The sequence below is a fragment of the Embleya sp. NBC_00888 genome, assembly GCF_045207655.1.
GTDB lineage: Bacteria > Actinomycetota > Actinomycetes > Streptomycetales > Streptomycetaceae > Embleya.
The window spans coordinates 5631197-5651949 of the sequence record NZ_CP108785.1 but is presented as its reverse complement, the minus strand read 5'-3'; the positions used below and the strand labels follow the sequence as shown (position 1 = coordinate 5651949).

Genomic DNA, 20753 nt, shown 5'->3' with positions numbered 1-20753 from the left:
CCCCCGCGGCTGGTTCAACCCTGATTCGCGCGGTTCTCCTTGGCGAGGAGTTCGCGCCGCTGGCGAGTGCGATACGAATCACCGGTGAGGGTGAGAACCTCGGCATGATGGACCAGGCGGTCGATCATCGCGGCGGCCACGACGTCGTCCGAGAACGTTTCTCCCCAGCGCCCGAACGGCAAATTTGAGGTCACCATGACCGAGCCCTGCTCGTAACGGGACGCAATGAGTTGGAAGAACAGATTCGCGGCGTCCTGGTCGAACGGGATATAGCCGACCTCATCGATAATGATCAGCTTGTAGCGGCGGATCTTCTTCAGCTCGGCTTCCAGACGGCCGGCCTGGTGGGCCTCGCCGAGACGCGAAATCCAGTTGCTCGCGGTGTCGAACAGGACCGAATAACCTGAGTGGGCCGCCTTGACGCCGAGCCCGATGGCCAGATGTGTTTTCCCGAGTCCCGGCGGTCCGAGTAGAATTACGTTCTCCGCCTTCGCGACGAATGTGCCGGTCGCCAGGTGCGCGAGAACATCACGCCGCAGCGAGGGCAAGTGGTCGAGGTTGAAGTCCTCCAGCGTTTTGACCTGCGGGAAGTGAGCAGTGCGGATCCGCATCACCGTTCCCTTCGATTCCCGATCGGCCACCTGTCGCTGCAGCAGGGCGGCGAGGTATTCCTCGTGGGACCAGTTCTCGTCCCTTGCCTGAGCAGCGAGGTCCTCCCAGACGACACCCATCGTCGGCATCTTCAGTGCCCGGGTGAGATAGGCAATCATCGAGGGAAGCCCGTCCTTGTGGCCCGAACTCTCCTTGGTGGCAGTGGTCATTCGTTGCTCGCTTTCGTGGGTGTGGGGTCGAAATCGACACCGAAAAGGGCGTCGTAGTCGGGCAGGGCCCGCAGTGTGACGGCGTGGCCGTCGGGATGATGCCGGGTGGCGGCCTCGCGCCGCCGGCGTTCCAGGGCGAGGGCCTGGCGCATCCGGGCGGCGGCGGCCGCATGAGCGGGGTCGGTGACCACGGCCTGCTTGGCCCAGGACCGGTGGTGACGTGCGACGACCTGGCCGTCCGCAGAACACCGTCACCTCCTCCGGCGACGCGGTCACGTCGACGAATCGGCCGATCACCTGCGGGTCCACGGAATAGTCGACGGTGTCGACGCGTACGTAGTAATCACGCGCCAGACGAATCCGGTTGTTCAGCCCGATCGGTGGGACGACGGGCGGCAGCGGAAGCATCGACTGATAGTCGGTCTCCAAAAGGTAGACCGGCCGGCCCTGAATCGAGCGGACCGTGCGGGAGTTGGCCCGCACCAGCCATTCCGCCAGCTGGCCGTTGAAATCCGCCGGCGAGGTGAACCGACGCCCGGGCAGGAACGATGTCTCCAGGAACTGGTTGTTCCGTTCGACCATTCCCTTGTATTCCGGGTCCCGCGGCGGCGCGAGCTGGATCCGGGTGGCCAGTGTCCCGGCAAAAGCCGCCGCCGGAGCAGTCACCCGACCCGTCCCGCCGATCGCGGACTCCCGATCCCGGACCAGCGTTCTGGTGACCCGCCCAATCGCGCCGATCAGGGACCACATACCCGACAGGATGTCGCCGCCCTGACGGGTCGGAATCATCGCTGCGGACAAGTGGCGGGAGAACCCCAGCGTCATGACCAGCACCGGCAGAATCCGTTCCTGACCGGTCATGACCGGTATCTTCGTCTCGGGAAACCACAGATCGCACTGCGTGATCCCGCCGGGCTCGTAGTGGACACGATCCACCGGGTCGATGCCCACGTATTCGGGCCGCAGCAGAGCCAGTCGCTTCCTCAACGGCGACATGGAGTACGGCCAGCCGATCCGTTCCGCGACGACCGGGGCCGGCATCCTCGGCCATTCCTTCAACAAGACACGGATCTGCGATTCGAAGGCGTCCACGACCGAACCCTGCAGGGCCCGCTCGTATTTGGGCGGCCGGTTTGAGTTCAACGCGGCCCGCACGGTATTCCGGGCCACCCCTAGCCGCCGCGCGATCTCCTTGATGGGTACGCCCTCCGCTCGATGCAGACGACGTATCTCGGCCCAATCCTCCACCTTTAGCACCCCCCATGATCAACAAGGGGGTCAACTTTCGGAAGCCTCCTGGGGGTCAGTTTTCAGGAACCAGCGACAGGCGCCCTGTGGTCGATTACGTGAGTTGGCGGACCATCACCGCGTATCGGGGTGAATCGGCGAACGGTTGGGCGTCGGCCACACGCCGGTACTGCCACGCCTCGTAGAGCGCGAGCACCTTGGAGTGCTCGGGGTCCACCAGCAGCGTCACGCGCTCCTCGGTCCGCGCGGCGAGCAGTTCCTCGTGTATCCGGTGGGCGAGGTCGCCGCCGCGGTGTGCGGGCAACAGCATGAGTTCGAACAGGGCGAGCGTCCTCTCGCCGGTCTCTGCGGTGAACCCGTCGGGAACCGGTGTCACCAGAGCGGACCACCATCGCGCGGTCGGGGTGAGGGGTGCCGCATAGCTGAACCCCGCGGGGTTGCCGTCGGCGTCGTACGCGATCACCGCGTGCCAGTCGGGGCCGCGTGTGTGGCCTTTCAAGCGCTCCTCGAAGCGCTCGGCGGTGTGGAACTCGTCGGCGAGGTCTCCCGAGTAGACCTCGGTGTAGATCCGGGTCAGGATCGGTCGGGCCTCGTCCAGGTCGGCGAGGCGGTAGTGCCGTAGGTCCATCTCGTGTCACTCCTGGGTGCGGGTCTCGCGCTGTCGGGTGATCCACCCGCGAGTGTGGCGGGAGTCGGGGGCCACCGTGAGCAGTTCGCGTCCGAAGCGGGTGAGCAGGTCGCCGGTACGGCCCGTGGGCGGGGCTCCGTCACCGACACGGGCGGCGGTGGCGCACGCCTGGTCGAGGTCACCTTGTCGGAGTTGGGCGCGGGCGAGGTACGCCGTGTAGTACGCCCGGTTGCGTTGCAGACAGGGGCGGAGCAGGGCGAGGGCGTGATGGGCGCTGGCCTCGGCCTCGGCTGGCCGGCCCAGGTCCAGGTGCATCACGCAGGCGAGGCCTGCGAGTTCGGCGGCGTCGTAAAACACCATCCAACTCGGGCGGTCCTCGGCGTTGTCGACCCGGGCCAGAGCGTGGTGTGCCCGTTCGTAGTTCCGTAGGGCCGCGGTGCGGTCGCCGGTGGCTGCGTACACGCCTGCCACGCGGGCGGCGGCCAACGACCGAAACAGCGGGCTGCGTCGCGTCATCGGGGCCGCGCGCGCGGCCTCGGCCGCGGCGAGGGCCTCGGCGTGGTTGCGCTGCTGGAGCGCGAGGATCGAGGTGTGGCTCCAGATACGCCACTGGATCGCGCGGTCCGTGGACAGACCGGCGAGGTGCGCGGCCTGTTCCAGGTGGCGACGGGCCCGGCCGGGGCGGCGCGCGTCGACGCTCGCCCACATGGCGGTGGACATATAGGAGGCGGCGAGGCCGTAGAGCCGGCCGCGTACCCTCGCCGACGCGTTGCCGGACTGCTGGAGTTCGAGGGTGTGCCGCGCGAGGTGCACGGCGCGAGCCTCGATGCTGTCGGTACCGCCGTGCCGGTCGTCCGCGGCCGTGAGTCGGTCGAGTTCACCGCGCAGGCGCTCGACGTCGGATGTACCGAGCGTGCGCCGGGTCGGAACGACGAGAGGCACGGCAGTGGCCGTGCCGGCGGCGAGGAACTGACGGCGGTTCACGGGCGCGTCCTTCCGGGTGCCCCCGCCTGGGGGGCGGGGGATGAACCCCAACTCCTCGACGGGGCATCCGAAATATGCCTCGAGGGCGGCTCGTTGACGCGCCTGCGGCCATTGCGACCTGCCCGACACCCACCGCGCGACCGTGAGCTCGGTGACGGACCCACGCGATCCGGTGATGTCGGCTATCGCGTCGTTGACGTGCTCGGCGGTCTCACGGTGGGTCAGGCCACGGCTGCGAATCACATGGGCCAACTGAGAGTTGCCGGTCATGGGCCGACCGTAGCGACGAGGTGTCGGCAGCCCGACCGGCTTTGCAAACCGATGGTCAAAATGATGGGTCGCCGGTCGGCGATCGGCGCCGGCTTTGATGGGCGCCTGGTCGACGCATCGCCGTTGACTGGTCGTGGCGGCCCGGCCCGCTGTTCGGAGCATCCGCTTCGCATCCGGGCCCGAGGAAGGGGCCGCGACGTGGCCGAGGAGGGGCTCCGGGTCTGCGAGGTCCGGGTCGAGTCGACGACAGGCGAGCGGCCCATCACGGTGCGCGTCGCCTACACGTACGGCGCACGGGTGGAGACGGGCGTCATCCACGCCCACCACCTGACCCTGGCACAAGCCGAGTCGCTACACGCTCGGCTCGGCCTCCACCTCGCATACCCTCCTCCGCCCCCGCGCTGACCTCGTCGCCCACCAACGGCCGTCCCCCACCCACCCGGGCGCCGGCCCAACACGGGTGGGGCCGGCTCCACCCTCGTTCCTCGGAGGATCACGTGAGCAGACTCGCGGCGCCCGTGCAGGCGGGCGCCGAAGGCATCGACGATTCGGACCGTCCCATGCCCGGCGAGGATCGACACGACGGGGTTCGGGCACGGGATCTGCCCGTGCGGCCGCGGGGCCCGCATCCCTCGCTGGCCACTTCCCCGGCCGCAACGGGTGAGCCCTTGGAGGGTGTTGTCGTGGCACCCACGGGGCCGGTGCGCCCGCCGGACTCGCCCTACGCGGCGCGCAGCGATCACGCGTTGCGGGCCTCGTCGCCCGTGGGCGCGAACGGCTACGCACTCGACGCGTGGTGCCGTCCCGAGCAGGAGACGCGCCGGTACGCGGGCATCGTCGCCGAGGGCCGGGCCATGGCCGGTGACGCGGCTCGCGTGGACAATCCGCACGTGACGCACGCGAGATGGGTGGAGCGGGTGATCGGGCGTCACGCCCTGGCCCTGCCCCGGGCCGGGCTCGGCCCCGATGTGGGGGTCGTGGCGAGCTCCCTCCTGTGTGGCAGCGGGGGCGTCACGGTGCCGATGCACCAACGCGGGCACGGTCCCGGTCATCTCGTCGACCCGCGCCACGCGATGGGTGTGGTGTGCCTGCTCGCGCACGACGGGGCCCGGCCGTGGGCCCGGGTCGCCCCGTACACCCCGGGCTGCGGCTACATGGCACACGACTACACCGCCCTTGCCGGCCCCTTCGGGGTCTGGCCCACCCTGCCGGGCACCGACGGCCGCCTCTTCGAGTCGGCCGACGTGGACATGTCGCCGGGTGCCGTGCTGTACGTGGACGGCCGGACGCTGCTCTCGTACGGCACCGCGGCGTCGTGGATGGCGCTGGAACTCCTGTTGGTCGGGCGGCACGGGCTGATCGGCAGCGCGGCGGACGCCCCACCCGTCCGGACGATGTCGGGGTCCGCGGTGCGCTGGCAGGCACGGCCGCGCGACGTGGCCCGGCTCCGAGGGTTCGCGGCGCCGTGAACGCACCGACGGCAATCGAGGTGGAGAGCGACGCCCTCGCGGCGGCGATCCGCACGGCCACCGGGCCGCGACGGCGCGCGGTGCCGGACCGGGGACCCGGCGACGGCCTGTACCTGGCCGCGACCGTACGCCTGGTGACACCGGCCGGCCGGGCGTGGGAACGCTCGACCTGGGTGGAGGACGGAGCACTCCACGCACACCTGTCCACCGGCCTGGGCGCCTGGGGACCTCACTCGAACCTGCAGGAACCCCACGGCGGCAAGGAGTGCGCGACACCCGGCCACGCCTGCGACCCGGTACCGATGTGGGAACACCTCGCGCGGCTGGACGGACGGCGGGCCGGCCGGGGCACTCTGACAGCCGCCGTCGCACTCCACACCCCGGGCGGCAAACGACGTCTCGTCACCTCCGGCACGGTGACCGAGTGCACGGTGCGCGTCGACCTCGCCGCGTTGCTCACCACACTGCCCCGGAGATATTCACGGCTGGACCCCTACTCGGCGGGATGACCCCCTCCGGTGCGGCGCACCGCGCGTCGTCGATGGGCCTCGTACTGCTTCGCGTCCCTCGATGCGTCCGACCCGGCGCTGACCCGACGAACGGGGTCGTCAAGCCGAAGTGCCCCTCCTCGTGCCCGGGTTCCCGATTGCCGATGCACGGCGCCGGTGGTCGGGGCCGGTGATCACAACTCCGAGTGCGGTGACGATGTCACCGCACGACGCCTGGCCGCCAGGTCGGTGACGGTCGCCGGTGGCGTCGACGAGGACGCGTCCGCGGGCGGCACGTTCTCGTCCCTGCCGCTCCCGGGTCGGGGCAGGCATCCTGCCGCGGACCCGCCGCTTCCGGGGTTCGACCAGTTCCGGCACAGGTCGTCGAAGTCCTCCCGCAGCACGGACAGGGCTTCCTCGGCGACCACCGTCGCCGGGTCGATCAGGTGCACGCCGTCCGCGAAGGCTTCGAAGCCGACCCTGGCCCACGCGGCGGTGATCCGCGCCGTGACGCGGTCCCACTCCTCCCGCCCAAGCTCCCGGTCCGGTTCCCGGTCGGAGATCCCGGGCATGCAGGCGACCGCCCGCGTGCCCGGGGACAGTCGTTCGATCGCCTCCGCGGCCAGGATCGGCCCCAGGCCGAACCCCCGCCACCGCTCGTCCAGGACGACCCTGTCCATGACCAGCAGATCCACCCCCATGTACTCCAGGTACTCGGCGGCCCGCTCGCCGAAGTCCCCGCTCTCCTCGTCGAGCAGCACGCAGCCGATCCGGTGCAGGTCCGCGGACTCCTCCTCCATCGCCCACCACGCGTTCATCCCCCGGTCCATCCGGACACGGAAGAACACCATGCGCCCCATTGCGACGCCGTCCGGCTCGAACGCCGGGCAGAAGGTGTCGTCCCGGCCCGGCGCCTCGTCCTCGCAGGAGATCTCGCCGTCCGAGCCGAGAAGGGTCGGGCAGCGGGTGTCGTCGTGTACCTCGTAGCCGTGCCGGACCGTCACCGTCCAGCGTTCGATCGTGTGGTCGTGGGGGTCCTCGCGCAGACGGTGCCGCAACGAGTACTCGAGGTGCAGCTCGGACGGGTCGCCCGGCAGGTCCTGCGCAGTCTTGGTCACCCCGCCAGACTAGGACCGCTTCGACGGCACAGGCGCCGACTTGTCGCGGTTGCGCCCGCGCTATCGGCCGCCCGTCAGGCGCGGCAGCAGCATTCTCAGGTCGCGGGCGGCGCGTTCGGCCAGGGCGGTGGGGTCGTTCGCGGTCCATTGGTGCGCCGTCCCGAGCGCGTCCGGCCGCCTGCTCCGGGAGCTGCCCGGGCGCGGCAAGGGGGCGGACTCGACGCGGACGGTGAACGTCGACGGCCCCGGCGGGCGGGGCAGGAACAGCATGTGGCACTGCTCGCTCCTCGTGATTGCGGCGAACTCCCCAGGGGGATACTCGCGTTCCGGGAAGCCGGCCTTCCCGGGTCCCCCGTGTCGTGTCGGGCGCGGACGGAACGCTCCGGCGGCACGGGACTGTCGCCGTGCGTCCACCAGACATTACGATCCGCACGCGTGGGTCGCGTGTGCGCGACTGCGCGCCATGGATCGACGTTCGGGGGAGAAGTCGTGTTGTCGTATTCGAGGGTCCGTCGTGCCCACGCGGCCGCCGCAACCGCCGCGCTGCTGTTCGGGATGACCGCCTGCGGATCCGACGGCGGCTCCCTCCCGCGCCCGCACCGAACCCAGGCCCCGCCGATACCCCAGTTCGCCCCGACGGTGGGCCCTTTGACCCAGGATCAGGCGCGGCGCAGCGTCCTGACCCCCGAGGACGTCGGTCCGGGCTGGAGCGCGGGAGCCCTCGAGGACGGTGTGCCCGGTCCCGGCGACGAGGCGTTTCCGAAGTCCGCCGGGAGCCGGGCGTGCGACAAGGCGCTCGACGATGCGCGGACCGGCGCCACCCGCGTGACCGTCGGTGTGGAGCGCGAGTTCGAGCAGGACGGGACCGGGGTCAAGGTGATCGTCTCCACGCATGTCCATTCGGGGGACGGCGCGGTGGTCCAGCTTCGCTGGACCCGCGCGATGGTGGAGAGCTGCGGGGATGTCGATTTCCCTGTGGCCGACGGTGCCGCCACCATCCGATACCGTGCCATCGCCGCCCCTGTCGTGGGGGACGAGGCTGTGGGCATGCGGATGGTGATGCGCCCGGGCGTCAACCCGGGTACGGCTGTTTCGACCGGGGACATCATCACCGTGCGGGTGGGCCCCAACACCGTCACCCTCCTCGTCGTCGGCGACGCCGGCCTCGACCCCGTCGTCCTGGAACGGCTCGCCCGCCGCGCCGGCGAACGTCTGGTGACCGCCACCCGGGAGTGAACGACCACGCCCCGACCCGGACGCGGCGCCCCGACGAAATCCGTTGCGCCCGGGACGGCCGTCCACTGGGTCACGTCACCGCTCGCCCTGTGTGCTGTGCCTGGCGGCCGGTACACCAGGGACCGCGCCGGCCGGGCGCCGGTTCGTGCGGGTCCGCCCCGTACGGGGATCGGGGTGCTCGAGCGAAGGAGCGTGCGGTCGTGGTGGAACACGACGGCGCCGCGGGTGCGGTGGTCGGTGGTCTTCGTCGGTTTCGGTGTCGTGGTGGGTGGGGCGCAGCCAGACTGGGTCGCGTTCGGGGTGTGTCGATCGGGAGGAATCGTCGCGTGTTCGTGGAGTCCGAGGTCGATTCCGTGGTCGTGTCCGGATGGGGCACGGCGGTGACCGCCGGGCTGCCGGAGGTCCACGAGGCGGTGCGGGAAGTCGCCGCGATGCCCGCACTGGCATGTGTCACCGGGGCGCCCGGGGTCGGGAAGAGCACCGCCGTCGCCGACGCGTTACGCGCCGATCGTGGTGAACGCGGGCGGGACGCGGTGTGGTTGACGTTCCGCTCGCGCCCCACCACGGCGATGCTGCGCGACGCCCTGTGGCAGCGGCTGTGGCCGGGGACGTCGACCCCGCGCTCGCGCACCGATTTCGAGCACGGCCTCACCCGGGCGTTCGAACGCACCCGCCGCACCGTGGTCCTCGACCGCGCCGACGTGCTGCCGCGCGAGGCGTTGGAGTACTTCGCCGCCCTCGCGGAGGATCCACGCGTCGACATCGCGCTGATCGCGATCGGCTCCCCCGCCTGGGGTGCGGCGCTGCCGCAACGGGCCCCGAACCTGCACTCGTTCACCTGCCGCCGCATCCGCCTCGAGCCGAACCCCGGGAAATTGCATCTGATGCGTGATCCGCACAGGGCCCATGCCGCTGTACTGCGGGAAGTCTAGCCTCCTCGTCCTGCTTGGCATGCCGATGTGATCGCAGCTCTGACCTGGCAATTTGGCCATGATCAGTCATCAGATGCATGATTCTACCCTCTGACGAGAGGGCGGGGAGTGTTCGAAGGTACGCGTGAAGTCGCTGGTTCGGCTCGGCTGGAGCTGGTCTCCGGGGTGCATCTGCTGCACCCCGAGGACGCGGTGCTGGAGGCGATGCTGGCGGGCTGGGCACGCCAGCAGATCGGCGGCCGAGGCCTCCAGAAGAAGACGGTCAGCGACCGTCGGAAGATCGTCGAGCAGTTCAGGGACTTCACAAACGCGTACCCGTGGACGTGGACGGCCGCGGACATCGACGAGTGGATGGCCGACCTGGTCATGCGCCACAACCGGGCCAAGGCGACGCTCCGCACCTACCAGGGGGCCGTGGGCGTGTTCATGGATTACCTGCTCAACCCGGTCTACGGGTGGGTGGAGGTCTGCCTGGGGAGATTCGGTACACACCCGACGCCGATCCTCCACGACGGCAACCGGCGCGAACACCTCGTGGGCTACGAAGGCGAGGAAGACCGCCGGCCGATGACACGGGAAGAGTGCCAGCTCTTCTTCGACCACATCGACGAGCGGGTCGAGAAGGCGATCAAGCGGGGCCGCAAGGGGGCTCTGACCGCCTACCGCGACTCCACCCTGTTCAAGACGATCTACGGGTGGGGGCTGCGGGCCTCGGAGGCGTCCGGCCTGGATGTCGTCGACTTCTATCGCAACGCGAAGGCCCCGCAACTCGGCCGGTTCGGCATGATGCACGTCCGCAAGGCCAAGGGCACAAGAGGGTCGGGGCCCCGGCGGCGGAACGTCGCCAGCATCATGCCGTGGGCGGTCGAGTCCCTGGAGGACTACGTCGTCCACATCCGGCCCCGTTACGGCTTCCCCAGCCACCCGGCCCTCTGGCTGACCGAACGCGGCGGTCGGCTGCAGGTCCGCGAGATCGAGGACCGGTTCGCCCTCTACCGCGATGAGTTGGGGCTTCCCAAAGAGCTCGTTCCGCACTGTCTGCGCCATTCGTATGTCACGCACAACATCGAGGACGGCGTCGATCCGAAGTTCATCCAAGAACAGGTCGGCCACCTCTACGCCTCCACGACCGCCCTCTACACCGCGGTCAGCGACGACTTCGCGAACACGATGATGCTCAAGGCCATCGAGTTGGCCTTCGACAACGACTCCGGCCTCACGGCCCAGGAACGGAACGGATGACGATGTCGGCCAAGCTCGACTACAAGTGGCACCTGCGCGAGGTCATGGCGACCAAGGGCATGTTCTCCACCACCGACCTGCGGCCCTTGCTGGCCGAGCGGGGCATCGACCTGTCACCCAGTCAGATCTACCGGCTGGTGGTCGAGACGCCGGAACGGCTCAACCTCAAGGTGCTGATGGCCCTGCTCGACATCCTCGACTGCCAGACGGACGACCTGATCGAGCCCGTCGCCGCGGGCAGGCCCCGGGCGAACAAGGCCGCGGACGGCACCGAGACCACCGGCGTCGGCGACTTCCGGCCCAAGCGGGCCCGGATCACCCGGTCGTGACCGCCGAGTCCAGGGTGGCGGACGACCCGCACGCGGTGATCGGCGACCTGGTCGCCGACGTCGAGCCCGGTCTGCCCGCCGAGACCGTCCAGGAGGCGCTTCGCCGGGCGGTCCGCACGAAGGCGGACGCCGTCCGGCTCGGCCGTGCTCTGCTCGGCGACCCGGGTCTGCTGACCTCGGGCCGGGCCGAAGGCCCGGCCTCGGTCGAACGCTTCATTCGCATCCTCACCGAGCTCGGTGCCACGAGCGTCGTCCGCCCGCTCTGCTCACGCTGCGGCAACCTACGGCCGCTGATGAGCATCGGCGAAAGCGGTCGAATCTGCTCCTCATGCAGCAGTTCTCGCAGGTCGGCGGGCTGGGCCTGCGCGGCCTGCGGCAACGGCGCCACCCCGCGCTACGGCTTGGACCCCGCAGGCCGGGACGTCTGCCGTCTCTGCTTCAAGGCCGAGTGCACCGAGGACCCGGCCACCGACCTCCTGGACCACCTGCACGGCCTCGCCCTCGGCGTCGACGCGTTGGTACTCAACCGTGTGATAGCCGATGTCACAGCCGGGAACACCTCCGTCATCCGCCGACTGCTCTGGGATCTTCGGCATCAGCCCGGCCTGCTGGCCGGGAAGGCTCACCACTACTCGCCCAGGACCGTGCTGCTGGCCACCCGGCTCCACCAAGAGGGAGCCGACGACGTCCCCGCCCCGAAGTGCCCGCACTGCGGCCGAGCCGTCCGCCTCGGCTACTCGATCAAGAAGCTGCGGGTCTGCGGCACCTGCTACAACCACTCGAAAGCCGAGCCCTGCAAGTGGTGCGGCCGAAGCCTCCCGGTTGCCGGCCGCGACGACACCGGCGCCCCGCTCTGCATCTCCTGCCGCAGAAAAGAGGCGTCCTACCAGGAAAAATGCCGAGCCTGCGGCCGTCTCGGCGCCGTCGCCACCCGCAACGAGGAGGGGCCGATCTGCAGTGTCTGCCTCAAACCGCCGGTCGTGAAGTGCGGTTCCTGCGGCAAGATGCGGCCCTGCCACTTCGGGGACACCGACTCGCCCCGCTGCCGGATGTGTTCGCTCAAGCTGGAATCCTGCACCGACTGCGGCACCCCGTCGCGCGTCGTCGCCCGGACCCCACGCGGACCGTTCTGCGAGAACTGCTGGAAGAGGGCCCCCGAGGCCGTCAAGCAGTGCAAACACTGCGGCACCGTCGAGCGGCTGTTCCACTACGACCTCTGCCGACGATGCGCCGGCGAATGCTACCTGCGCGACCTCCTGACCTCGCCGGACGGCACGACGCGACCCGAACTCGACAGAATCGTGGACGCACTGCTGAACTTCAACTCCCGCCGAACACTTCTCTATCTGCGCGAATCCGCAACCGCCGCCCGCCTGGTCACCGACCTCGCATCCGGGGCCTGCGAGCTCACCCACGAAGGCCTCGACGCCCGCATGGTGGGAGGCCAGAAGGATCTGGCCGTCGACTACTTCCGCTCCGTCCTCGTCTCCGCCGGCGTCCTGCCCGTCCGCGACGCACACCTGGCCCGGCTGGAGCGGTGGGTCGAGCGGAAGATCGCCACCATCGACGATGCCGAGGACCGCAGGCTGATCACCGCGTTCGCCTGCTGGGACCGCATCCCACGAGTGAGACGGCGGGCCCGCAGCAAGCCGACCTCCGAGGCGTCCACCAACATCGCCCAGACCCAGATCGCCAAGGCCATCGCCTTCCTCGACTGGATCAAGGGCCGGGGCGAAACGCTGGCCACCTGCCGGCAGGCGCTCGTCGACCACTGGCTCACCTCCGAGGACCACCAAGGCCCCTACGGCGCCGCCCCGTTCGTCACCTGGGCGGTTCGCAGCAAGTTCGCAACCGACATCAGCATCCCCGCCCGGCCCCGACGCGTCTTCCACCCCCCACTGGACGCCGACGCGCGATGGAGCCTTGCCCGCCGATTCCTGAACGACGACTCGATCGAGATCAAGGACCGCGTTGCCGGGCTGATGGTCCTGCTCTATGGCCAGACCCCCGCCCGGACCTGCCGCCTGACCACCGATCACGTCGTCCAGAACGGCAACGGCGTCGCCCTCAGACTCCGCGAAATCCCGTTGCGGATGCCGCCGCCCCTGGACGACCTGATCCTCCGACTTGTCGACATCGCCAACGAGCACCAGCACGTCGCGATGGGAAACGAGTCCAATGCCCCTTGGCTGTTCCCGACTCAACAGCCAGGAAGGCATCTGACCAGCAAGCAACTCGGCGCCCGCCTGCGGAAGATCGGGCTCTACTCGGAATCCGGCCGTTGCGCGGCCCTGCTCGACATCTGCACCACGATGCCCGCAGGCGTCCTCGAACGACTCCTGGGCGTCAGCCCATCCGCCGCTGATCGGTGGTCGGCCGGCGCCATCAGAACCGCCTATGCAGCCGAAGTGGCCAGTCGATCAGAGGGCTGAGACTGACTGCGCAGGAAGGAGCTGGACGATCCCCACCCACGGAAAGTCGCCTGTCTTGTGAAATGCGCGAACTCTCCAACGTCCCGCCGGCACGGCAATTTTGGCCTGCTCTGGCAAGCCTTCCTGATCCGGGTACTCCATGGCCAGGTCAGCTCCCGCGACAGCGGAGTCCAGGAGCACCGCTGCCCCATCGGCCTCCCAGACCCCACAGTCTTCCCAGTCGGTTGCGGGGTCCTCCAAGACGGCGTTGGCAGCTTCAAGGAGCTCGGCGTCAGAGTCGGCGGCAAGCCATCGCAGGAAGACATTTTGCTCAGAGAGGTAGCAGGTCGTGGCAGGCTCGTCGGCCAGCACCAACCCTGATCCCTTGGCGCCGACTTCGACAATCCCCGCCCAGCCTTCCACGTCACATGCGCGGTCGTAGTCGTCGGGAACCTCGGTGCCGCCCACGATCACTCCGTCTTCCGTGCATCCGCCCCACTTGTCCAGCGCGGAGACCGGGATAACGATCAATGGGCCACCCATCGACCGCACCCAAGCGAGTTCGGCATGGACGTGACGAGAGACGTTGAGGGAGGCGGTCATGTGATCAGTCTGCCCTTGCCCGCTGACACCGCCTAAGGCGCTATTCCGCACAGACGAATATCCGAACCTACCGATACTGACCGACACCGAGGCCCGCACCGTCGTCCCCGGCCTCCACCCCATCTGGGCCGACGCCACCGCCCACGCGATCACCGACCTCAACCACGACGTCGCGGGGGCCCTGCGCGGATGGCAACCCCACCACCCACCCACCGTTGAAATTGCTCCAGCCATGACTTCGCCCGCCAAGAAGAGTAAGTTTCGGAGGATCAGTGGACTACAACTATGAATCGCTGCTGGATCAGCGATTTCAGATGCTTTGCCAATCACTTTTGACTACCGAGTATGACAACATTCAATGCTTCCCTATTGGAATGGCCGACGGGGGGCGGGACGCCACTTCCCGCGCGGGCGGTCGCCTCGAAACGGTCTTCCAAGTCAAATTCACGCGCAATCCCAGCGCCATCAAGAACCCCAGCAAGTGGATTATTGATGCCCTTAAGGGCGAAAAGGAGAAAATCGACAGACTGGTCGAGCGAGGCGCAACACGGTATATCATCATTACTAATGTCCCACCAACGGCCAGTCTCGACAGTGGCACCATTGACAAAGTCGATGCGTATCTCGCAGACAATGTCCCCATTGACGCTTACTGCTGGTGGCGCGATGACCTAGATAGGCGACTTGACGGTCAATTTGACCTGAAGCTTCGATACCCGACACTGCTATCCGGCGTCGACATGCTTCGCCTTCTATGGGAGAACCTCGGATCGCGTCAGGACTCCGAACGTCGACAAATGGCGCTGACCGCCTATTTCGCCCACCAAGCAGAGTTCGAGGCGACTATTCGATTCAAACAGGCCGAGCTTCTCCCAAGTTCCTTGCTCAATCTTTTCATCGACGTTCCGGCAGCAATCCCAAACACTGCAAGCAAGTCGGAGTCTGATCATCTTGCACTGCATTATATCAATCACCTTAAGCGAAGGATTAGGGAGGCAAGAGACGGGAGTGATACCGCAGCCCAGGCGCGCTTTGAACAAATGACTGCGATGGCACCGTCGCTTCTCTTCCCCGAGGGCATGCATCACCGAGAACTCATTTACATGCTGGAATCCTCGAAAGCTTTTAGCGGAGCTGCCGAATTGCTCATGGACGAGCAATTCATGGAGAACTGCCCCGCAATCGTGTTGGAGGGCGCCCCCGGTCAGGGCAAATCAACGCTCTCTCAGTACCTGGCGCAAATTCACAGGTTGCGCATCCTCAGCCGAGAGGACGAACTGCGACAGCTACCACGCTACACCGAGAGCGCAATCCTAATTCCGTTCAAGATTGAGTTGCGGGACCTTGCATCATGGATGAAAGGGCAAGACCCGTGGTCTGGAACAGGAGGCTCACAGCACGATAAACCCAAAACTCTCGAAGGTGCTATTGCCGGCCACATCGAGAGGTATTCTGGGGGCGTCGTGTTTGACGTATCCGATGTCGCATTCATGGCACGCGAACGTCCCGTATTGTTGATCCTCGACGCGTTGGACGAGGTCGCCGATCTGGAGGACCGGCATCGGGTCGTTGAAGAAGTCAGCTCCGCCATCACGCGCTTGCGGCAAGTTAATTCAAACTTGAAGGTTCTGATCACAAGCCGGCCAACCGCAGTAACTGGAGCCGCGTCCTTCCCGCGCACGAAATTCCACTATCTATCCTTGGCGCCGATTCCACAGGATTTGGCCCTTGAGTATGCAGATAAGTGGGGCACTGCCAGAAAACTGAACAGATCAGACATCATTGAAATCAGTCACGTGCTGAAGCAAAAAATGTCTGCACCGCACATGGCTGAACTTGCGAAGAACACCATGCAGCTCTCCATTCTACTGAGTCTCATCTACCACCGAGGGTCGAGCCTCCCTGATAAACGGACTGAACTATATGACGCTTACATTGCCTCGTTTTTCAACCGGGAAGTTGAAAAAAGTCAAGTAGTTCGCAAGAACCGGATGCTTTTGATCAGCTTGCATCAGCATCTGGCATATTACATGCACGCCAGAGCGGAGAGCAATCGCACCACAGGACGTATCAACTTCGACGAACTAAAGCGGGTTGTCACAGACTATTTGAACGCCCATAAAGAACCGCCGGACGTGCTGGATGACCTGCTGACAGGCATGGTCGAGCGAGTGGTTGCTCTAGTTTCTCGCGTAGAAGGGACCTATGAATTCGAAGTACAACCGCTGCGTGAATATTTCGCGGCACGCTACCTGTACGATACGGCACCCTATGTCCCTGCGACTAGCGTCGGCCGTGGAACGAAACCTGATCGCTTTGAGGGTATTGCGCGCAACCCTTATTGGATGAATGTAACCCGGTTCTTCGCGGGCTGCTTTACGGTCGGGGAATTGCTAGATCTCGCGGAAAGGGTTTGCGCCCTATGTGATGCACCAGAGATGGCAGGATCAACCTATCCTCGCTCATTGGCCCTTTCCCTCCTGCAAGACTGGGTCTTCTCCCAGTCTAAGGTAGCCACGGAAAAGGTGATTGACAAGGTTTTCAATTCCTACGGAATCCGATCTGCCTATCTGGCAAACAGTGAGCATCGGCGCTCTCCTTGGTCTGCGACGTCATATCTCGACGTGAGCCTCTCGCCGACAACTGGGTCCGCATATCTTACAGAACAGCGGCGGGCAGAATTCTTCGACTGCAGCTTGCCGACCGAACATACTCGCGCTGTCGCATTCCTTCTCGGGAAGCAAACGGAAGAAAGAGCGGAGTTGCAGTCGGAGTGGCTGGACCGCTTTAGATCTGGAGATGAGGCTGAACGGCTCAAACTACTGCGTCTTGCAAAATGGGCTGGCTTCAGTGCACCGTCACGCCACCTGAGATCGCTCCACGGAGAGAAGAGCGCGCTTATGCTGCTGCGGCTATTTATGGCTGGGGAGCCTAACAAAAATATCGTGCCTGTGTCGCGCCATCGCGATCTGATCCTGGCTAAGCTAAACGGGCCTGATCAATTCGACGTGGAGAATGGGCCTGGCGCTCTCGGTCGGGCACTCTTGTGTACGCTGCCAGCCATTTGGTCATACCGGGCCATGGAAGGCGCAGGCACCTTCATGTTCCAGCACATGGGTATTCCTCTAGAAGAGAGTCGGTCCAAGCCGCTTGCCTTGCTTACGGATATCGCCCGCCCTCTCTATGAGGGAGATGAATCACTCATTGAGGGACTTGCTAGCTGGCGATACATTGTCCGGGAAGTCGATGCGGCATTCGGAATTAACTGGTCAACTTTTCTGATCGGCCTGATCTCGGCGTCAGTGCCCTCGCAGCATGATCGAGGAACCGGTGCTGATGAATTCTTCTCAGAGGAGCATTCGCTTGTTGATCGAATCCGCAATGCTAGACGCCGCGGCAAAAATGTCGATTGGTGGAACAGTCAACTGCAGGCAGCAAGTACAGATTCGGAAAAGGAGCGACTGCTAGCAGCAGCTTACTGCTGGGCTGATGTAGATACTCTGCGCGCACTCTGGGAAAGCATCGAATCGGTAGTTGACTCCCTTCCAGAACCGTCGTTTATGCGCCTCGCAGACCTTGCCAACCTCGCAGCAATCCGCGTATCTAGGCGCGCCGGCGAAGAGGTTGAGGTCACCGCCAGCTGGCTCAGAAGGGCGGGTATGGGATCACGCATGTTGACCCTATTCTTCCATCGATTTCCTGCAGGGGCAGCGAAGGATCGAGTTTTTTCCAAAAAGACCGGAAATGAAATTTCTCCCCTGTTGGCGCAGTCCATCCTCGCGTACGCCTGGGACCGTCGCATTCAAGGAATCATCAGCGATACAGAACTCTTGTCCCTCACGAAAAAGTTCTACCGCCATGAAATCTTCTTTAATCACAGCTTCCCTGTTCCTTCGTTGATTACCGAGAAGCGCGCCCTTCGGGGCGTAGCTGAACAGGTACTGAAGAATCCAGATGCAGCCCCAGACAGTTTTATCATCGCAGCCGAGCAGACACTTCGGTCCACGTCACGGAAACCCAAGCCGGTACTGCGCATTGCCGAAAAGGACAAATGGTTCTCTTAGGGCTCGTAACATGATCAATGAGCGGGTCTTCTTGAGACGTCGGTAGCAGATGAGGCTGCAGGCGAGTGCTGAAGGTGTCGTGGGAGCTGGTGCGGCGTTCTCATCGGACTGCGAGGCGTTGAAGTGGTGGAGCAGGGCGAAGGTCTGCTCCACGGCTTAGCGGATTTTCCCAGACCCTTGATGTTCGGGCAGCCCTTACGCAAGACGACGGGCAGGATCCGGCGCTCGCGCAGGCGTCTCGGCTTGAGTTCTGGGCATCACCCCATTCGTCCGTTGAGGTTCTTCCTCAACGGACGGACGGTCGGGGCTGGGTCGGAAGGACATGGCCGTTGCTCGGTCGCTCGGCCAGTTGAAGCCGGAGCTGTCGGTTCTCCATCACCACCTGGTGCAGGGCGCCGACCAGTGCCTCGTTGTCGGCCTTGAGCTGTCCGATCTCCTTCAGTGCCTGGGCCCGGAGTTCCTTGGCCTTCACCAACTGCCGCCGGAGACGCTTCTCGCTGTCGGGCATCTCGCCGCGGGCTCGGTCCTTTTCGTAGAACTCGTTCTTGAGGTCGAGGTGCCGCTGGGTGAGGGCATCGCGGGGGACGTCGGCCTCGGTGGCGAGAGCGACGATAGTCAGAGCCCCGTTCGACCGCTGCGGGGTTCCTCCGAGGATGCGGTCCATGGCCGCGCGGATGCGGTCGCGTTCGTCAGGTGCGGGGCTCATGCAGGCCCCTCCGAGATGGTGAGCCGTTCGCGGTAGTGCTTCTCCGCGAGGTGTCGCAGCCCGGCGGCATAGCTCCGGAGCCGTTCGGCCAGGGGCTCCGCAGTCCGCTCACCAGGATGAGTCGGCGGTCCCCGAGGGCTCGGCGAGCGGCCGGGCCGGGCTACTCGCCGGTCTCAACGGCCGTCACGGCGGCGCTGGCCGGGGGCAGGATGAAGTGCAGCGGGTTCGATCCGTTTTCCGCACAGGGTCGGAAGCGGTGGACGGCCCCCTTGTCTTCGAGGTCCTTCATGCAGCGCCGGGCCGCGCTCGGGCTGTTGAACGCCACCTCGGTGATCTGATGCGAGGTCAGGACGCAATGCGTGGCGAGGGTGCGCAGGACCAGGCGGTCCTGGTCGGTCAATTTCGGCGGGTACCTCGTCCCCCACTACCACCTCCCGCGGTGAAGTCGGACGGCGTCTCGCCGTGTTCGTCCTGGACGCGGAGATCGTCTCCAACAGGTCCATGCGGGATTGTTCAACGCGCCAGCGCCGACTGGCGGCCAAGCCTCCGTGCGGTCCAGGACGTCCCGGGTCTCGCCGTGACACTCGAGCGCGGCGACGCCACTTGAGCTGGACCCGGACATCAGGGTTTCGTGTTCCGGACGCCGCTCGTCACCTCGAACGCAGCAGACCGCCGACGACCACCAGGGCGCCGTCGGCGTGTTCGACTCGGATCGACATTGCCCGCGCTGGTGACGGTGGTCGTGGAGAGCTGGGTCTTCGGCGATTTTCGTGAAGCGCGTCAATCCGCGAGGAGTATTCGGCGTCGTAGAAGCCCGAAGCTCGCGCGGCCATAGGTCTGGCGTTTGAGCATCTTCGTCCGGTTCACGTGCCCTTCCACCGCCCCCGAGCTCCAGCGGAGCGTCAAGCCGGCGGTGACGGCGTCGAGGTCTTTGCGCAGGCCCTGGGCGAACGTGCGCAGTTCCTTGATCTCGGAGACGTCCGTCTGGGCGAGCCATTCGGGAAGCCGGTGGCCATGTCGTTTCCGCAGAAGCGTCGCGAAGCTGCGAGCGAGTCGGTTGATCTCCGCGAAGTGGGGGCAGCGCTCGCACAGTTCCTTTAGTTGCCGGCGGGCGGCTTCGCTCTGCCGCTCTCGGGTCGGCGGACAATCCACCGGACCACCTCCCGGACGGGCGGCGGAGGAGGTGGCTTCATGGGCGAAAGCTCTTTCTCGGCAAGGCTGTTGAGGAAGCGGCGGACGGTTTTGCGGCCTCCGGTGTACCCGCGGGCGGCGATCTCGTCGCGGAGCGTCCGGGCGTTGTTGCAGCCTTCGGCCCACCGCGCGGCGAGGTAGGGCATGTGGGGTGCGAGAGCGCTGCCGCGGCGCGGTCGGCGTGCGCGTAGCGGCGGACGGTCTTGCGGTCCAGCCCGGTCTGCTCGCTGATCGCGGTGATGGTCAGGCCCCGCTCATGGAGGGTGCGGATCTCGGTCCAGCGGGCGCGTATCTGCTGCCGGGCGGGGCTCTCCTCGGGGTCGGGGGTGCTCGCGTAACCAGGCGGCGAAGGTGTCCGCGGTGTGGTCCGGCAGCACGTCGACGGGCCGGTGCGTTTCCATGTCGACCAGGATCGTCCCGAAGACGCGTCCGCGCCGCAACGAGAACTCGTCCACGCCCAGCACCTCCACCTTCGGCGGTGCGGGGACGTCGAGCCGGTGGATCGTCCGCAGCAGCGTCGACCCGCTCGCGGGGACGGCCATGTGCGCGGTGAGCCGCTCGCCGGCCTGGCCGCCGAGCGCGAGCGCGACTCGTTCGAGCAGCCGCTGCGCGGTCGGGGTGCGCCGACCGTACCGGACGGTGAGACCGTCGACCTGCTCGGCGAACGTCCTTCTCCCGCACGCGACTTCGTCGCAGAAGAACCGACGAACATGCAGTTCGATCCCGGCTGGGCGGCCTGAGACCGCAGTGTCCGCGAGCATTCGCGCGTACCGGCTGTGGACCCGCCGGGACGGCGACCCGCACCCCGGGCACTCAGCCTCCAGACCGGTACAACGCGCCTTGATCCGCACCGACCTCCCGACCGCGGCGACCGCCTCGACCGCCACCCGCGCGAGATGCGGAAACAGGACTCTCAGCAGTTCAGCGACTTGACCCCCGAGCACCCAGCACAATTACCACACCATGATCCGCTTCACGAAAATCGCCGAAGACCCAGCTTTCCACGACCACCG

19 protein-coding genes and 1 pseudogene are annotated in these 20753 nt (G+C 66.4%); 9 read left to right on the top strand and 11 right to left on the bottom strand.

The window, feature by feature from the left end; all coding sequences use genetic code 11:
* Positions 1 to 14: 14 nt before the first annotated feature.
* The 4 genes and pseudogenes from istB to OG948_RS59230 form a co-directional block, all read right to left on the bottom strand.
* Positions 15 to 821 (bottom strand): IS21-like element helper ATPase IstB, encoded by an 807-nt coding sequence (gene istB, locus OG948_RS59245; RefSeq protein ID WP_331773332.1) that lies wholly within the window; start codon positions 819 to 821, stop codon positions 15 to 17.
* Positions 818 to 2078: pseudogene (gene istA, locus OG948_RS59240) on the bottom strand (IS21 family transposase). The gene istB and the pseudogene istA overlap by 4 nt, the downstream one beginning before the upstream one ends.
* Positions 2079 to 2163: 85 nt before the next feature.
* Entirely contained in the window at positions 2164 to 2697 is a 534-nt protein-coding gene (locus tag OG948_RS59235; protein WP_331773331.1) for an N-acetyltransferase, read from the bottom strand.
* 6 nt (positions 2698 to 2703) lie between these two features.
* Entirely contained in the window at positions 2704 to 3951 is a 1248-nt protein-coding gene (locus OG948_RS59230) for a hypothetical protein (protein WP_331773330.1), read from the bottom strand.
* Positions 3952 to 4149: 198 nt separating this feature from the next.
* Here OG948_RS59230 and OG948_RS59225 point away from each other — a divergent pair, with 198 nt between their 5' ends.
* The 3 genes from OG948_RS59225 to OG948_RS59215 all read left to right on the top strand — a co-directional run bounded on the left by OG948_RS59225 (position 4150) and on the right by OG948_RS59215 (position 5929).
* On the top strand, positions 4150 to 4356 hold the full coding sequence (locus OG948_RS59225; RefSeq protein WP_331773329.1) for a hypothetical protein: 207 nt from the start codon (positions 4150 to 4152) through the stop codon (positions 4354 to 4356).
* 278 nt (positions 4357 to 4634) lie between these two features.
* Entirely contained in the window at positions 4635 to 5420 is a 786-nt protein-coding gene (locus OG948_RS59220; protein WP_406300861.1) for a hypothetical protein, read from the top strand.
* Positions 5417 to 5929 (top strand): hypothetical protein, encoded by a 513-nt coding sequence (locus OG948_RS59215; protein WP_331773327.1) that lies wholly within the window; start codon positions 5417 to 5419, stop codon positions 5927 to 5929. Before OG948_RS59220 ends, OG948_RS59215 begins: the two co-directional genes overlap by 4 nt.
* A 173-nt stretch (positions 5930 to 6102) precedes the next feature.
* On the opposite strand, the gene OG948_RS59210 is transcribed toward OG948_RS59215, so the two are convergent.
* Both OG948_RS59210 and OG948_RS59205 read right to left on the bottom strand, forming a co-directional pair.
* Entirely contained in the window at positions 6103 to 7026 is a 924-nt protein-coding gene (locus OG948_RS59210) for a hypothetical protein (protein ID WP_331773326.1), read from the bottom strand.
* 60 nt (positions 7027 to 7086) lie between these two features.
* Entirely contained in the window at positions 7087 to 7296 is a 210-nt protein-coding gene (locus OG948_RS59205; RefSeq protein WP_331773325.1) for a hypothetical protein, read from the bottom strand.
* Between the two features lie 219 nt (positions 7297 to 7515).
* On the opposite strand from OG948_RS59205, the gene OG948_RS59200 reads away from it, so the two are divergent.
* The 5 genes from OG948_RS59200 to OG948_RS59180 all read left to right on the top strand — a co-directional run bounded on the left by OG948_RS59200 (position 7516) and on the right by OG948_RS59180 (position 13197).
* Complete coding sequence (locus OG948_RS59200) at positions 7516 to 8262, top strand: hypothetical protein (RefSeq protein WP_331773324.1); 747 nt, start codon at positions 7516 to 7518, stop codon at positions 8260 to 8262.
* 326 nt (positions 8263 to 8588) lie between these two features.
* Positions 8589 to 9194 carry an ATP-binding protein gene (locus OG948_RS59195; RefSeq protein ID WP_331773323.1) on the top strand — a complete coding sequence of 202 codons (606 nt, stop codon included), beginning with the start codon at positions 8589 to 8591 and terminating at the stop codon, positions 9192 to 9194.
* 108 nt (positions 9195 to 9302) lie between these two features.
* Positions 9303 to 10436: a tyrosine-type recombinase/integrase gene (locus OG948_RS59190; protein WP_331773322.1), complete on the top strand. Its 1134-nt coding sequence runs from the start codon at positions 9303 to 9305 to the stop codon at positions 10434 to 10436.
* Positions 10437 to 10438: 2 nt separating this feature from the next.
* Complete coding sequence (locus tag OG948_RS59185) at positions 10439 to 10765, top strand: helix-turn-helix transcriptional regulator (RefSeq protein WP_331773656.1); 327 nt, start codon at positions 10439 to 10441, stop codon at positions 10763 to 10765.
* Positions 10762 to 13197: a hypothetical protein gene (locus OG948_RS59180; RefSeq protein WP_331773321.1), complete on the top strand. Its 2436-nt coding sequence runs from the start codon at positions 10762 to 10764 to the stop codon at positions 13195 to 13197. Before OG948_RS59185 ends, OG948_RS59180 begins: the two co-directional genes overlap by 4 nt.
* On the opposite strand, the gene OG948_RS59175 is transcribed toward OG948_RS59180, so the two are convergent.
* Positions 13186 to 13779 (bottom strand): Imm21 family immunity protein, encoded by a 594-nt coding sequence (locus tag OG948_RS59175; RefSeq protein WP_331773320.1) that lies wholly within the window; start codon positions 13777 to 13779, stop codon positions 13186 to 13188. The genes OG948_RS59180 and OG948_RS59175 overlap by 12 nt on opposite strands.
* Before the next feature lie 272 nt (positions 13780 to 14051).
* Here OG948_RS59175 and OG948_RS59170 point away from each other — a divergent pair, with 272 nt between their 5' ends.
* Positions 14052 to 17843 carry a hypothetical protein gene (locus tag OG948_RS59170; protein ID WP_331773319.1) on the top strand — a complete coding sequence of 1264 codons (3792 nt, stop codon included), beginning with the start codon at positions 14052 to 14054 and terminating at the stop codon, positions 17841 to 17843.
* A gap of 286 nt (positions 17844 to 18129) precedes the next feature.
* On the opposite strand, the gene OG948_RS59165 is transcribed toward OG948_RS59170, so the two are convergent.
* The 4 genes from OG948_RS59165 to OG948_RS59150 form a co-directional block, all read right to left on the bottom strand.
* Positions 18130 to 18549 (bottom strand): hypothetical protein, encoded by a 420-nt coding sequence (locus OG948_RS59165; RefSeq protein ID WP_331773318.1) that lies wholly within the window; start codon positions 18547 to 18549, stop codon positions 18130 to 18132.
* A gap of 160 nt (positions 18550 to 18709) precedes the next feature.
* Positions 18710 to 18949 (bottom strand): replication-relaxation family protein, encoded by a 240-nt coding sequence (locus tag OG948_RS59160; protein WP_331773317.1) that lies wholly within the window; start codon positions 18947 to 18949, stop codon positions 18710 to 18712.
* 380 nt (positions 18950 to 19329) lie between these two features.
* Positions 19330 to 19701: a transposase gene (locus tag OG948_RS59155; protein ID WP_331773316.1), complete on the bottom strand. Its 372-nt coding sequence runs from the start codon at positions 19699 to 19701 to the stop codon at positions 19330 to 19332.
* A 293-nt stretch (positions 19702 to 19994) separates the two neighbouring features.
* Positions 19995 to 20591: a transposase family protein gene (locus OG948_RS59150; protein WP_331773655.1), complete on the bottom strand. Its 597-nt coding sequence runs from the start codon at positions 20589 to 20591 to the stop codon at positions 19995 to 19997.
* Between the last annotated feature and the right edge of the window lie 162 nt (positions 20592 to 20753).